Source organism: Streptomyces sp. 7R007 (assembly GCF_054850255.1).
On record NZ_JBTWMV010000049.1, the window covers coordinates 25,202 to 37,652 of the forward strand.

Below are 12,451 nucleotides of genomic sequence, written 5' to 3' on the forward strand. Positions count from 1 at the left end.
GTGGGGGGCTGCGCGACCATGGGGGTATGGGTGTGCGTGAGCAGGCGCGGCACTGGCGGTATGCCGAGTTGCCGGGGGTCGATCTGTTGCGGGCCCGGTATGTGCGCAAGGAGTTCGTGCGGCACACCCATGAGGGGTTCGTCATCGCGGCCATCGCGGACGGGGCCGAGGTCTTTCACCATCGCGGGGCCGATCAGTACGCGGGGGCGGGCGCGCTGGCGTTGGTCAATCCCGACACGGCGCATACGGGCCGGGCCGGGGTGCCGGAGGGGTGGCGGTACGGGGCCGTGTATCCGGGGGTGGAGGTCGTGGCCGCGATCGCCGCCGAGACCACCTCGATCCGGGGGACGCCGGGGTTCGCGAGTCCCGTACTTGCCGATCCGTACTGCGTGGGGCTGGTGCACCAGGTGCTGCGGGCCGCCGACGAGGGCAACGCGCTGGCCGCCGACACGCTGCTGCGGGTCGCCGTGACCAGGCTGCTGCGGCTGAACGGCGGATCGCTGCCGCAGCGGACCGTGCGGACGGCGGGGGCCGCCATCGCGGCACGCGCGCGGGAGGTGCTGGAGGAGCGGATGGCCGATCCGCCGAGCCTGGAGGCGCTGGCGTCCGGGCTCGGGACCAGTCCGTTCGCACTGCTGCGGGCCTTCCGGGAGGCGTACGGGCTGCCCCCGCACGCGTGGCTGACCGATGCCAGGGTGCGGCGGGCCCGGGGGCTGCTGGACGCGGGGACCTCGCCGGCGGAGGCCGCGGTGGCCGTGGGATTCACCGACCAGCCGCATCTGAACCGGCACTTCAGCCGGATCGTCGGCGTGCCGCCGGGCGCCTACCAGCGGGAGCGCAAGAACGTACAAGACCGCCGGGGAGGCGTCTTCTAACGTCCGAGGCATGGCAGAGGCAGTAGCAGACATACGTTCTCCGGACGGCCCGGACGGCCCGGACGGCCCGGACGGCGGAAAACCGGACTCCGCCGTCGTACGGGACGCCCTGGGCGTCGGAGTCGCCGTGGGGTTGTCCGGCTTCGCCTTCGGGGTGACCTCCGCCGGCAGCGGGCTCGCGTTGCCGCAGACCTGTGCGCTCAGTCTGCTGGTGTTCACGGGCGCGTCCCAGTTCGCGCTCGTGGGTGCGCTGGCGGCGGGCGGGAACCCGCTCACCGCGGCGGCCGGCGCCTTCTTCCTCGGCGTACGCAACGCCTTCTACGGGCTGCGCCTTTCGCAGGTGCTGGCCCTCCCGCGCGCGGTGCGGCCGTTCGCCGCCCAGTGGGTCATCGACGAGACCACCGCGGTCGCCCTGGCACAGCCCACGCGGCGCGGCGCGCGCGTCGGGTTCGCGGTGACGGGGCTGAGCCTGTATCTGCTGTGGAACCTCACCACCCTGCTCGGCGCCCTGGGGGCCGACGCCATCGGGGACACCGACGCGTGGGGCCTCGACGCCGCCGGACCCGCCGTCTTCCTGGCGCTGCTGGCGCCGATGCTGAAGACCACCACGGAACGTGCCGTCGCCGCTCTCGCCGTGGTGCTGGGGCTCGGCCTGCTGCCCGTCCTGCCCGCCGGGGTGCCCGTCCTGGCGGCGGCGCTCGCGGCCCCGGCCGTCCTGTTCCTGTCCGGCCGACGCACCCGCGAGGAGGACGTCCGTTGAACACCTGGATCGCCGTCGGTGCGACCGCCCTCGGCTGCTACGCCGTCAAGCTCGCCGGTCTGCTGGTGCCGGCCGGCACCCTTCAGAGGCCGCTCGTCAGACGCCTGGCCGCGCTGTTGCCGGTGGCCCTGCTGGCCGCGCTGACCGCTCAGCAGACCTTCGCCGACGGGCGTGCCCTGGTCGTCGACGCACGGGTCGCGGGGCTCGCCGCGGCAGCCGTCGCGCTGGTGCTGCGGGCACCCTTCCTGCTGGTCGTCGCGGCGGCCGTGGTGGTGACCGCGGGGGTGCGGGCCATGGGCGGGTGAGGTCCGCCGGTCAGCCGATGGACCAGCCGTGCGCCCTGAGCGCGCGCAGCGCCTCGATCGTCACCACAGGGCGGGCCTCCAGGGCGATGCCCGGTGTCCACTGGCGCCAGCGGACGGGCCAGCCGCCGTCCTCCTGCTGGGAGTCGGCGAGGAAGTCCAGGGAGCGTGCCATCTCGTCGTCCGTGAACCACGCGCGCGCGAGCGAACTCGGCGTCTTCGCGTAGTCGTGCGGGAAATGGTGCTCGCCGGGGGCGTAACCGGGCGCGACCGGATAGGCGGCGCGATCGTCCGGGTCCAGTACGGCCAGCCGGTGCGCGCGCACCATGCGGCCGAGGCGGTCGGCGGCCGCCTCCGCGCGCGGGCGGTCGGGAGCGGAGTCCAGGAAGGCCACGGCGGCCTCGATCTCGTAGGGGTGCGAGCTCTCCAGGGAGTCGATCGCCTGCCAGCAGAAGTCCGTGGCCCGGAACAGCCAGGCGTGCCACACCTCGTTGCGGTGCAGCAGACCCACCACCGGCCCGGTGGCCAGGAGTTCGCTCGGCGGGTCGTCCAGGACGGGCATGAACGGGGCCGCCGGGTAGCCGCGCTGGCTGGGATGGATCGCAGGCAGCGCCCCGTCCGTGGTGGAGACGGAGGTGAGGTAGCGGCACACGCGCTCCACGCGCTGTCCCCCGCAGCGGCCGATGGAGTCCAGGACGCGCAGCGCGTGCGCGGTGTGCAGCGGCTGGCTGACCGGGCCGCGCAGATCGGGCTCCAGCGCGTGGCCGTACCCGCCGTCCTCGTTGCGGTAGGCGTCCAGCGCCGTCTCCACCGGGTCGGCGCCGCCGTTCAGGAAGTGGTGTGCGAAGAGGCGCTGCTCCAGCACGCGCGCGGTGAGCCACACGAAGTGCTCGGCGCGGAAGAGCGGGGAGTGCGCCGGGGGCGTAGCGGGGAGTGGGGAAGCTCCTGTTTCGGACATGGGTCAGACCGTAGGCCGGAAAGCGGTCTCGGCAAGCGGTCCCGGCTCAGGCCCACCCCCAGGGGCGGGATACTGGAGGCATGCGGTTGACGGTCTTCTGGCAGCGGATGACGGAGCACTTCGGTCCGGGGTACGCCGACACCTTCGCGCGCGATCACGTGATGTCGGAGCTCGGCGGGCGCACCGTTCACGAAGCGCTGGACGCCGGCTGGGACGCCAAAGACGTGTGGCGCGTGGTCTGCACGGTCATGGACGTTCCGGGAGAGAAGCGCTGAGCCCGTACGAAGATCGCAGGACGGCAGCCGATTGTCCGTCCCGTCGGCGAGACTTGCATCGTGGCACCGACTGACGAGAGCGGGCAGCTCGCCCGGCACGCATCCCCGTTCGGCACGACGCCGCCCGACCGGCCCCCGGCCGACGGCGCCGGGCCGGGCGGCCGTATGCCGCGCTGGCTGCCGCGCGCCGTGGTGCTCGTGCTCGCCCTCTACGCCGCCTTCCAGCTGGGCACCTGGGCCTTCCACCAGCTGACCGGGCTGCTGATCAACATCCTCATCGCGTTCTTCCTGGCCCTCGCCGTCGAGCCCGCGGTGAGCTGGATGGCCTCCCGGGGCATGCGCAGGGGGCTTGCCACCTTCCTGGTCTTCCTCGCCGTGATGATCATGGCGGCGGGTTTCGTCACCCTGCTCGGCTCGATGCTCGCGGGCCAGATCATCAAGATCGTCGAGGACTTCCCGGACTATCTCGACTCCGTCATCAACTGGGTCAACACGCACTTCCACACCGACCTGAAGCGCGTGGACATCCAGGAGGGCCTGCTGCGCTCCGACTGGCTGCGCAACTACGTCCGCAACAGCGCCACCGGCGTGCTGGACGTGTCCGCCCAGGTCCTCGGCGGCCTCTTCCAGTTGCTGACCATCGCGCTGTTCTCGTTCTACTTCGCCGCGGACGGCCCCCGGCTGCGGCGGACCATCTGCTCGGTGCTGCCGCCCGCGCGGCAGGCCGAGGTGCTGCGCGCGTGGGAGATCGCCGTCGACAAGACCGGCGGCTACCTGTACTCGCGCGGTCTGATGGCACTCATCTCCGGAGTCGCGCACTACGTCCTGCTACAGGCGCTGGGCGTGCCCTACGCGCCCGTGCTCGCCGTCTGGGTGGGCCTCGTCTCGCAGTTCATCCCGACCATCGGCACGTACCTCGCGGGCGCCCTGCCCATGCTGATCGCCTTCACGGTGGAGCCCTGGTACGCGCTGTGGGTGCTGGTCTTCGTCGTGATCTACCAGCAGTTCGAGAACTACGTGCTGCAACCCAAGCTGACCTCCAAGACGGTCGACATCCATCCCGCCGTCGCCTTCGGATCGGTCATCGCCGGCACCGCGCTCCTCGGTGCCGTCGGCGCCCTGATCGCGATTCCGGCGGTCGCCACGCTGCAGGCGTTCCTGGGGGCGTATGTGAAGCGGTACGCCGTCACGGACGATCCGCGGGTGCAGGGGCACCGGCGCGGGGGGTCGGGGTCGGCGGCCGAGACGGGCGCGAGGACGGGGACGAGGTCGGGGCGTGGGCTGTTCGCACGCTTGACACGCCTGGGGGCGCAGCGGCCGGGGGCGGGTACGGAGGCGCGGAGCGAGGCGGGGCGGCCCGCGGGCACGGAGGCGCGGGGCGAGGCGGGACCGCCCGCGGGCACGGAGGCGCGGGGCGAGGCGGGACCGCCCGCGAGCACGGATACCCGGGATGTGCCGGATTCCCCGGGCTCCTCAGAATCCCCGGGCTCCCCAGAATCCCCGGATTCCCCGAGCTCCGGGGAGACCTTCTCCTGACGCGCGGGCCGTGACCGCGGTTCAGTACGTGAGGGCCGCCCACACTCCCGCGCCGGTGACGGCCACCGCGTAACAGGCGGTCGCCGTGGTCACGACCCGCTGCCGGACCGGCTCGCTCCAGGACGTGCGGGACAGCAGCCAGGCCAGGGCCGGCAGGACCAGCACCGCGTGCAGGCTGACGCCGTGCAGGGGCTTGAGCGGGGCCGTCGAGTGGTACGCCGCCTCCTGGTGACCGGTGCGGGTGAGGATCACCCCGCGCGCGATCATCGCCGCTCCCGAGCCGAGGGCGACCAGCAGGATCGCGAACCCGGACCGCACGGCGAGCGCCATCCCGGCGGGCCCGGTCGGCCGATGCCGGAACGAGGCCACAGCGAACACGGTCAGCAGCACCACGAGGACACCGCCGCCGACGGCGAGCGTCATCGACACCGCGGTGTCGAAGGGCGTCTCCATGTCGAGGTGCGAGGGCACCTTCCGCCACGCCTGGAGGGTGATGCCGCCGACCTCCACGACACAGTCGGCGGCGAACACGGCGAGCAGGAGGGTGCGCAGCCGTGGTCCGACGCGCACATACGAGGTGACCCAGGTGACCGCCATCAGGGTCACACCGAAGGACAGCCCGAACGTGACGGGCTTGCGCCAGGAGACGGGGCCGTACCAAGGGCCGCCGTCGACGGCGAACACGACCAGGTGCACCAGGCCGGAGGCGATGAGGAGGAGACCGGTCGCGTGGCACAGGCGCTCAACAGGACGTGTGCCGGGCCACCGGACCGCCGGGGCCGCCCGGACCGACGACCGCGCCGGGGCCGTGGACGCCGTCGCCGGGCCGCCGCTCGCGTCTGGGATCCGTTGCGTCTCCATGCCTCCACCCTCCCGAGAACGACCAGCCTGGTCGTCCTCCGGGCGGAGACATCCGCCGTACGCCCCCCGAAGCAGACGGGACTTGGGGCGGTCGGACGTAGTCTCGGGAGTGCCGCGTGGTGCGCTTGACACGAAAATCGAACATCCATTCTTATGGAGGCTCCGGCGGGGCTCTCGACGGGGAGTTCGCCCAGTTTTGGGTGTGGATGTACCCGAGTTATCCACAGGCCGGACCGGCGTCGGGGCGCATTGTCAGTGGCAGGCGTTAGCGTCTTTGACGTGAAGCGATCGACTCAAGCAAACCGGGTGGAACCCATGGCAGGAACCGACCGCGAGAAGGCCCTCGACGCCGCGCTCGCACAGATTGAACGGCAATTCGGCAAGGGCGCGGTCATGCGCATGGGCGAGCGGTCCAAGGAGCCCATCGAGGTCATCCCGACCGGGTCGACCGCGCTCGACGTGGCCCTCGGCGTCGGCGGCCTCCCGCGCGGCCGCGTCGTCGAGATCTACGGACCGGAGTCCTCCGGTAAGACCACGCTGACCCTGCACGCGGTGGCGAACGCCCAGAAGGCCGGCGGCCAGGTCGCGTTCGTGGACGCGGAGCACGCCCTCGACCCCGAGTACGCGCGCAAGCTCGGCGTCGACATCGATAACCTGATCCTCTCCCAGCCGGACAACGGCGAGCAGGCCCTGGAGATCGTGGACATGCTGGTCCGCTCCGGCGCCCTCGACCTCATCGTCATCGACTCCGTTGCCGCGCTCGTCCCGCGCGCGGAGATCGAGGGCGAGATGGGCGACAGCCACGTCGGTCTGCAGGCCCGCCTGATGAGCCAGGCGCTGCGGAAGATCACCAGCGCGCTCAACCAGTCCAAGACCACCGCCATCTTCATCAACCAGCTGCGCGAGAAGATCGGCGTCATGTTCGGCTCCCCGGAGACCACGACCGGTGGCCGGGCGCTGAAGTTCTACGCCTCGGTGCGTATCGACATCCGTCGCATCGAGACCCTGAAGGACGGCACGGAGGCGGTCGGCAACCGCACCCGCTGCAAGGTCGTCAAGAACAAGGTGGCGCCGCCCTTCAAGCAGGCGGAGTTCGACATCCTCTACGGCCAGGGCATCTCCCGCGAGGGTGGCCTGATCGACATGGGCGTGGAGCACGGCTTCGTCCGCAAGGCCGGCGCCTGGTACACGTACGAGGGCGACCAGCTCGGTCAGGGCAAGGAGAACGCGCGCAACTTCCTGAAGGACAACCCCGACCTGGCCAACGAGATCGAGAAGAAGATCAAGGAGAAGCTGGGCGTCGGCGTGCGGCCGGAGGAGCCGAGCGCGGAGCCGGGAGCGGACGCCGCGGTCACCGTCCCCGCGGACGACGCGGCGAAGACGGTGCCGGCCCCGGCGGCCGCCAAGGCGGCCAAGACCAAGGCCCCGGCTGCCAAGAGCTGACCGCATGACACGGCGAACCGACTGGACCGAGTACGCCTACCAGGACGCCGCGCGTGAGCGCGGAGCGGCAGGCGACGGGGGTTTCGCCGGGCCGGGCGGCATGGCGTACGGGGACGGCGACGGCGCGGACGGGGGACACGGCCGCGTGGCGTCGTACGGCCACGGGGGGTCGTACGACGCCACGGAGCCGAGCGGTGACGCGCTCGGCGAAGGGCCGTGGCCGGACGACGGCGAGCCGGGCGGCCCCGGCTCGTTCGGCGAGTCCGGCGAGGGCTCGCGCCGTGGTCCAGGGGCTCGTGGCGGAGCCCGTGGTGCGGGCGGCTCCCGCGGACGTCGGCAACGGCGTCGCGGAGAGCCGGCCGGTGAGGACGGGGGCCCCTCCTCCTCGTCGAGGGCCGAGCGGGAGGAGCCCCCGGCGGACCCGGTGGAGCGGGCGCGGGCGATCTGTCTGCGCCTGCTCACCGGGACGCCGCGCACGCGCAAGCAACTCGCGGACGCCCTGCGCAAGCGGGAGATCCCGGACGAGGCCGCGGAGGAGGTGCTGTCGCGGTTCGAGGAGGTCGGACTGATCAACGACAGCGCGTTCGCGGACGCCTGGGTGGAGTCCCGGCACCATGGCCGGGGGCTCGCCCGGCGGGCGCTCGCCCAGGAGCTGCGGACCAAGGGCGTCGACTCCACGCTGATCGACGCGGCGGTCGCGCAGCTCGACTCCGAGCAGGAGGAGGAGACGGCGCGCGAGCTCGTCGCCCGCAAGCTGCGCTCCACCCGCGGCCTCGACCGCGACAAACGGCTGCGCCGCCTCGCCGGCATGCTCGCCCGCAAGGGCTACCCCGAGGGCATGGCCCTGCGCGTGGTCCGGCGGGCGCTGGAGGAAGAGGGGGAGGACACGGAGTTCCTGGAGGACGAGGGCTTCTGAGGGGGCGTGGCTGAGCGCCATAACGGCTGGGGCCGAGCGCAGGGAGGGTGGGGCTGAGGGCCGAGAAGGTATCGCTCAGCGCCGAGAAGGTACGGCTGAGCGCCGAGAGCGTCAGCCAAGCGTCGGGTGGATGAGCCGAGCGCTGAGCGGATGAGCCGAGCGCCGAGAGTGTGAGGCGGGCGTCTGCAGGGCGCGGTTGGGTGCAGACAGGGTGCTGCCCCATGCGGACAGGACGCGGCTTGGTACAGACAAGGTGACGCCAGCCTCCGCCCGGCACAGCAGTTGGCGGGGTGTGAAGGGCAGCGGATCGGGAACCGTCGCCCGGAGTTCCGTCCCAACAACCCCACGACGCGCACTCTTACCTTGCGCCCCCAGCGGGGTCGGTCGACGCCGGTCCTGGGTACCGTCTGCTGCCGTCGTGGAGCCGCCTCACCGGCTGCCGTCCTGCGCGTGCCCTGTACGTGCGCCGCAACCAGCGGCCGTACCCCCGCATCCGTGCAGTACCCCTTCGCGTGCTTCCCCCCGCGCCCGCGTCAATGCTCAGCCGACTCTGCCCAGAGCCCGGTCTCCCACCCCCGAAAGGCGCCTCGTCGTGGTCGAAGCCCAGTTCCGAAGAACCTCGCTTGGACGCCTGAGCCTGTCGGTCTTCGGCATGGTCCTGCTGCTCGGCGGGTGCGGGCTGATGCCCGGTGGGGACGACGCGAAGCCGTTGGTCGAGGGGACGATCACGCTGGGGTTCGTCAACGGGGGCGGCACCGAGTTCCACACATGCCTGCGCAAGGCCGTCGAGGAGGCGGCCAACAGCAACCTCGCCCGGATCCGGACCGCCAACTCCCACCAGGACGCCGCGACCGAGCTGGCGAACATCGACGACATGATCGCCCGCAAGGTGAACGCGCTGATCGTGCAGACCGTCGACGTGAACGCGCTGGAAGGAGACATCGCCAGGGCGAAGAAGGCCGGGATACCGGTCTTCCTCACCTCGGTCGTGCCGCAGGACACCTCCGGCATCCTCGGCGCCGTCGTCGTCGACCTGAAGAAGGTGGGGCGGCTGGACGCCGGATGGATCCAACAGGACGCCGGCGGCAAGGACGTCGAGGTCGGCATCGTCGCCGGTGCCCCGGGCGCCGCCTCCGACCTGCTGGTGAACGGCTTCAGGGGCGCCCTCCCGGCCAACGCCCGGGTCGTCGCCGACCAGCCCGGCATGTTCGACCCGGTGAAGGCCCGGACCGTCGCCGCGAACATGATCCAGGCCCACCCGGACCTCGACTACGCCTTCGTCGCCAACGAGGAGATGGGCTTCGCCGTCCGCAAGGCCTTCGACGCGGCCGGCCACAAGGACGTCAAGATCGTCACCGTCAACGGCACGGACGAGGGACTGGCCGCCCTCAAGGACGGCCGTTTCGCCGCGACGGTATCCAACTCGGCCGCGGACACTGGTGAGCTGGCGGTGACCAACGCGATCGATCTGCTGCGCGGACGCAAGGCCGAGAAGATCGCGCGGACGCCGGCCGAGCTGATCACCAAGGACAACGCGGACACCGCCCCGCTGTACTGCCAGGCGGACGGCTACTTCTGACCGCCCGCCAGGCCGACGGCCCCCGACCGCCTACGGCGTCACCGGCAGCCCCGCCGCCCGCCACGCCTGGAACCCGCCCACCAGATCGGTGGCCCGGCCCAACCCCAACTGGTGCAGGGACGCCACCGCGAGGCTCGACGCGTAGCCCTCGTTGCAGACGACCACGATCCGCAGGTCATGGCCGGTGGCTTCGGGCAGGCGGTGGCTGCCCTGCGGATCGAGGCGCCACTCCAGTTCGTTGCGCTCGACGACGAGGGCACCGGGGATCAGCCCGTCGCGCTCGCGCAGGGCCGCGTACCGGATGTCCACCAGCACCGCCTCACCGGCCCGGGCGGCCTCGTACGCCTCCTCCGGTTCGACACGCGCGTAGCCCGCCCGCACCCGCTCCAGCAACTCGTCGATGCCGACGGGTCGTTCGCCCAGGTCGCTCACTGCCAGTCCTCCGGTCGCTCGACCTGCTCCAGCCGCAGGATCTGGCCGACGCGGCTGTAGCGGCGGATCTGCGGCAGCGGCGGGTAGTAGGCGTGGACGGAGATCGCGTGCCGGTCGGCGGACTCGTTGAACACCTCGTGGACGTGGTGCCGGCCGAAGGCCCGCCCCTTGCCGGTCGGCAGCCGCCGCTCCCGGTCCACCCCGTCGGTCAGTTCCAGGGTCTTCCAGCCGTCCGCGGGCAGCCGCGCGGCGAGGGAGTTCTCCCTCAGCTCACCGGCCGCCGTCACGAAGGCGCCGACGGACTCGGCGTGGTCGTGCCAGCCGGTGCCCGTGCCGGGCGGCCAGCCGATCAGCCAGGCCTCGCTGCCGCCGGGGCCCTCCAGCCGCACCCAGGTGCGGCCTTCCGGGTCGAGCGGGAGCGAGTCGATCAGCTCGGCGTCGGCGGCGACGCGCCGCACGAAGTCGAGGAGGTCGGCCTGCGTCGGCACGGAGACCGGCGCGGTCGCGGACGCGGCAGGGGAGACAGACACGTGACACCGTCCTGAAAGAGAGTTCGCGGAGCACGCGCGACGACGGAAAGCGGCGCGCGTGGGTGAGGAAGGGGATGCGAATTCAGCAGGACACGTGACACAGGCAGCCGGGGTAGCGGACGAGGTCCAGATGGACCCTCCGCCACAGGCGCACACAGGTGTCGGTCACGATCCGGAGTACACCATGACGGCCAGGAACGGTCAACTCACCGTCACTATGTGGACCGCACGGTGACGGTGAGTACGGCGGGCAGACGAACGACAGCCGTACGCGGCTTCAACGCGCCCCGGCCCCCGCCTCGGCCCCCTCCGTCGCCGGTCCTCCCAGCGCCGCCTCCGCCGCCGCGTACAGATCGGCCGGGCGGACGCCGGCCAGTGCCGTCACCAGGTGACCGTCCGGCCGTACCAGCAACACGGTGTGGGCCGCCGCCCCCGGATAGCTCTCGGCGACCAGCAGTTCGGCGGGCCGCGGCAGCGCGGTGACCGCCGCCGCCAGCCGGGGCATGACCCCGGCGGTGACCCAGTGCTTGCGGTCCCACACGCCCGTGCCCGGCGCGATCAGCACCACCAGCAGCGCCCCCCGGCCCAGCCGGTCCCGCAGCCGGACGAAGGAGCCGTCCTCCGCGGTCACCCGCACATCGGCGACGGGCGCCCCCGGCTCCGTGCCCAAGGGCACCTCTCCCTCCAGGTGCCGCGGCGCCAGCGGCGAGGCGGCGTACGCCCCCGGCGCGCCCAGCACCCCGCGCCCCAGGTGACCGTCCGTGAGCAGCGCGTCGTGGCCCCGGGCCGTCCCGGGGACGTAGGCGCGCAGCCCTCCGCCGCCGCGCAGCATCGGCAGGGCCTGGTCGGCGGCGCGCAACCGGGCGGCGACGACCGCGCGCCGCTCCGCCTGGTAGCTGTCGAGCAGCGCCTCGTGCGGCCCGTGGTGCCAGGCCGAGGCCAGCTTCCAGGCGAGGTTGTCGGCATCCCGGAGCCCCTCGTCCAGCCCCTGCGTGCCGAGCGCGCCGAGCAGATGCGCGGCGTCCCCGGCGAGGAAGACCCGGCCGGCCCTCCAGCGGCGGGCCAGCCGGTGGTGCACGGTGTGGACGCCGGTGTCGAGGAGTTCGTACGACGGTGTGGCGCCCTCCGTCCAGCCGGCCAGGGTCTCTCGGATGCGGGCGACCAGCAGCTCGGGCGTGACCAGGTCCTTGCCCGGCGGCAGCAGCCAGTCCAGGCGCCACACCCCGTCCGGGAGCGGGCGTCCGGCCACCTCCCCGCCCGAGGGTCCCGACGTCCGCCACGGCGGCATCCGATGGAGCAACGCTTCGCGGTCCCACGGAAGTTCCGTGCGCAGTGCGGCCACGGCGTGTCGCTCCACCGCCGTACGGCCCGGGAAGCGGATGTCCTGGAGTTTGCGGACCGTCGAGCGGGGGCCGTCGCAGCCGACCAGGTAACTGCCGCGCCACCAGGTGCCCTTCGGGCCGCGGGTGTGGGCGGTGACGCCGGAGGGCTCCTGCTCGATGCCGTCGAGGCGGCTGTCCACGGCGACCTTGGCCAGCCGCTCGTGGACCAGGGCCTGGCGCAGGGCGTCGGTCAGGACGTGCTGGGCGATGTGCAGCGGAGCGGGGTCGGTGTCGTCGTCGAAGATGATCTCGCGCATCACCTGCTTGCGCCGCAGGGACCGCCATCCGGCCCAGCGCACACCGGCCTCGTCCATGTCCAGACCGGTCAGCCGCTGCATCAGGGCGGCGGTGTCCTCGCGCAGGACGACCGTGCGGGCGAGGCGGGGTTCGTCCTTGCCGGGACCCTCGTCGAGCACGACCGAGGGCACTTCCTGGCGCGCCAGAGCCAGGGCGAGCGTGAGCCCGACGGGCCCCGCTCCGACGATGATCACCGGGTCCACGGCGTGGCGCCCCCTGCCCGCGGCGGTGTCCTGAAGGACGTACGTGAACAGGAAGTTGGAGCAGGGTGCACGATCACAGAACGTATGCAACCCATTGCCGGT

At 72.5% G+C, this 12,451-nt stretch carries 13 protein-coding genes; 8 read left to right on the plus strand and 5 right to left on the minus strand.

Features of this window, described 5'->3' with window-relative positions:
• Positions 1–26: 26 nt before the first annotated feature.
• The 3 genes from ACYF6T_RS37010 to ACYF6T_RS37020 are packed head-to-tail and all read left to right on the plus strand — an operon-like array spanning position 27 to position 1,940.
• A complete protein-coding gene (locus ACYF6T_RS37010; protein WP_461702120.1) occupies positions 27–875 on the plus strand; it encodes a helix-turn-helix transcriptional regulator in 849 nt (282 codons plus the stop codon).
• Between the two features lie 10 nt (positions 876–885).
• Positions 886–1,635: an AzlC family ABC transporter permease gene (locus tag ACYF6T_RS37015; protein ID WP_461702122.1), complete on the plus strand. Its 750-nt coding sequence runs from the start codon at positions 886–888 to the stop codon at positions 1,633–1,635.
• Positions 1,632–1,940, plus strand: coding sequence for an AzlD domain-containing protein (locus tag ACYF6T_RS37020; RefSeq protein WP_461702124.1), 309 nt, complete (start codon positions 1,632–1,634; stop codon positions 1,938–1,940). The genes ACYF6T_RS37015 and ACYF6T_RS37020 overlap by 4 nt, the downstream gene beginning before the upstream one ends.
• A 10-nt stretch (positions 1,941–1,950) precedes the next feature.
• On the opposite strand, the gene ACYF6T_RS37025 is transcribed toward ACYF6T_RS37020, so the two are convergent.
• Positions 1,951–2,895 (minus strand): prenyltransferase/squalene oxidase repeat-containing protein, encoded by a 945-nt coding sequence (locus ACYF6T_RS37025; RefSeq protein ID WP_461702126.1) that lies wholly within the window; start codon positions 2,893–2,895, stop codon positions 1,951–1,953.
• An 80-nt stretch (positions 2,896–2,975) separates the two neighbouring features.
• On the opposite strand from ACYF6T_RS37025, the gene ACYF6T_RS37030 reads away from it, so the two are divergent.
• Together ACYF6T_RS37030 and ACYF6T_RS37035 are read left to right on the plus strand one after the other, a co-directional pair.
• Positions 2,976–3,170: a DUF3046 domain-containing protein gene (locus tag ACYF6T_RS37030; protein ID WP_461702128.1), complete on the plus strand. Its 195-nt coding sequence runs from the start codon at positions 2,976–2,978 to the stop codon at positions 3,168–3,170.
• A gap of 60 nt (positions 3,171–3,230) precedes the next feature.
• Positions 3,231–4,706: an AI-2E family transporter gene (locus ACYF6T_RS37035; RefSeq protein WP_461702129.1), complete on the plus strand. Its 1,476-nt coding sequence runs from the start codon at positions 3,231–3,233 to the stop codon at positions 4,704–4,706.
• A gap of 21 nt (positions 4,707–4,727) precedes the next feature.
• On the opposite strand, the gene ACYF6T_RS37040 is transcribed toward ACYF6T_RS37035, so the two are convergent.
• Positions 4,728–5,567, minus strand: a complete 840-nt coding sequence (locus tag ACYF6T_RS37040) for a hypothetical protein (protein ID WP_461702131.1) — start codon at positions 5,565–5,567, stop codon at positions 4,728–4,730.
• A gap of 315 nt (positions 5,568–5,882) precedes the next feature.
• Between ACYF6T_RS37040 and recA the strand changes: the two genes are divergently transcribed.
• The 3 genes from recA to ACYF6T_RS37055 all read left to right on the plus strand — a co-directional run bounded on the left by recA (position 5,883) and on the right by ACYF6T_RS37055 (position 9,505).
• Positions 5,883–7,010, plus strand: a complete 1,128-nt coding sequence (gene recA / locus ACYF6T_RS37045) for a recombinase RecA (RefSeq protein ID WP_461702133.1) — start codon at positions 5,883–5,885, stop codon at positions 7,008–7,010.
• Between the two features lie 4 nt (positions 7,011–7,014).
• Positions 7,015–7,926 (plus strand): recombination regulator RecX, encoded by a 912-nt coding sequence (gene recX / locus ACYF6T_RS37050; protein ID WP_461702134.1) that lies wholly within the window; start codon positions 7,015–7,017, stop codon positions 7,924–7,926.
• 652 nt (positions 7,927–8,578) lie between these two features.
• Positions 8,579–9,505, plus strand: coding sequence for a sugar ABC transporter substrate-binding protein (locus tag ACYF6T_RS37055; protein ID WP_461702156.1), 927 nt, complete (start codon positions 8,579–8,581; stop codon positions 9,503–9,505).
• A 30-nt stretch (positions 9,506–9,535) separates the two neighbouring features.
• On the opposite strand, the gene ACYF6T_RS37060 is transcribed toward ACYF6T_RS37055, so the two are convergent.
• The 3 genes from ACYF6T_RS37060 to ACYF6T_RS37070 form a co-directional block, all read right to left on the minus strand.
• The gene (locus ACYF6T_RS37060) at positions 9,536–9,943 is read right to left on the minus strand and encodes a rhodanese-like domain-containing protein (protein WP_461702157.1); all 408 of its coding nucleotides are present in this window, start codon (positions 9,941–9,943) and stop codon (positions 9,536–9,538) included.
• Entirely contained in the window at positions 9,934–10,467 is a 534-nt protein-coding gene (locus ACYF6T_RS37065) for a cupin domain-containing protein (RefSeq protein ID WP_461702135.1), read from the minus strand. Before ACYF6T_RS37065 ends, ACYF6T_RS37060 begins: the two co-directional genes overlap by 10 nt.
• A 277-nt stretch (positions 10,468–10,744) precedes the next feature.
• The gene (locus ACYF6T_RS37070; protein ID WP_461702137.1) at positions 10,745–12,349 is read right to left on the minus strand and encodes an FAD-dependent monooxygenase; all 1,605 of its coding nucleotides are present in this window, start codon (positions 12,347–12,349) and stop codon (positions 10,745–10,747) included.
• Positions 12,350–12,451 lie beyond the last annotated feature (102 nt).

What these genes read in the sequence shown, in the direction of transcription:
- ACYF6T_RS37010 (WP_461702120.1), top strand. Translation starts at nt 27, where the DNA reads ATGGGTGTGCGTGAGCAGGCGCGGCACTGGCGGTATGCCGAGTTGCCG.
- ACYF6T_RS37015 (WP_461702122.1), top strand. Translation starts at nt 886, where the DNA reads ATGGCAGAGGCAGTAGCAGACATACGTTCTCCGGACGGCCCGGACGGC.
- ACYF6T_RS37025 (WP_461702126.1), bottom strand. Translation starts at nt 2,895, where the DNA reads ATGTCCGAAACAGGAGCTTCCCCACTCCCCGCTACGCCCCCGGCGCAC.
- ACYF6T_RS37030 (WP_461702128.1), top strand. Translation starts at nt 2,976, where the DNA reads ATGCGGTTGACGGTCTTCTGGCAGCGGATGACGGAGCACTTCGGTCCG.
- ACYF6T_RS37040 (WP_461702131.1), bottom strand. Translation starts at nt 5,567, where the DNA reads ATGGAGACGCAACGGATCCCAGACGCGAGCGGCGGCCCGGCGACGGCG.
- recA (WP_461702133.1), top strand. Translation starts at nt 5,883, where the DNA reads ATGGCAGGAACCGACCGCGAGAAGGCCCTCGACGCCGCGCTCGCACAG.
- recX (WP_461702134.1), top strand. Translation starts at nt 7,015, where the DNA reads ATGACACGGCGAACCGACTGGACCGAGTACGCCTACCAGGACGCCGCG.
- ACYF6T_RS37055 (WP_461702156.1), top strand. Translation starts at nt 8,579, where the DNA reads ATGGTCCTGCTGCTCGGCGGGTGCGGGCTGATGCCCGGTGGGGACGAC.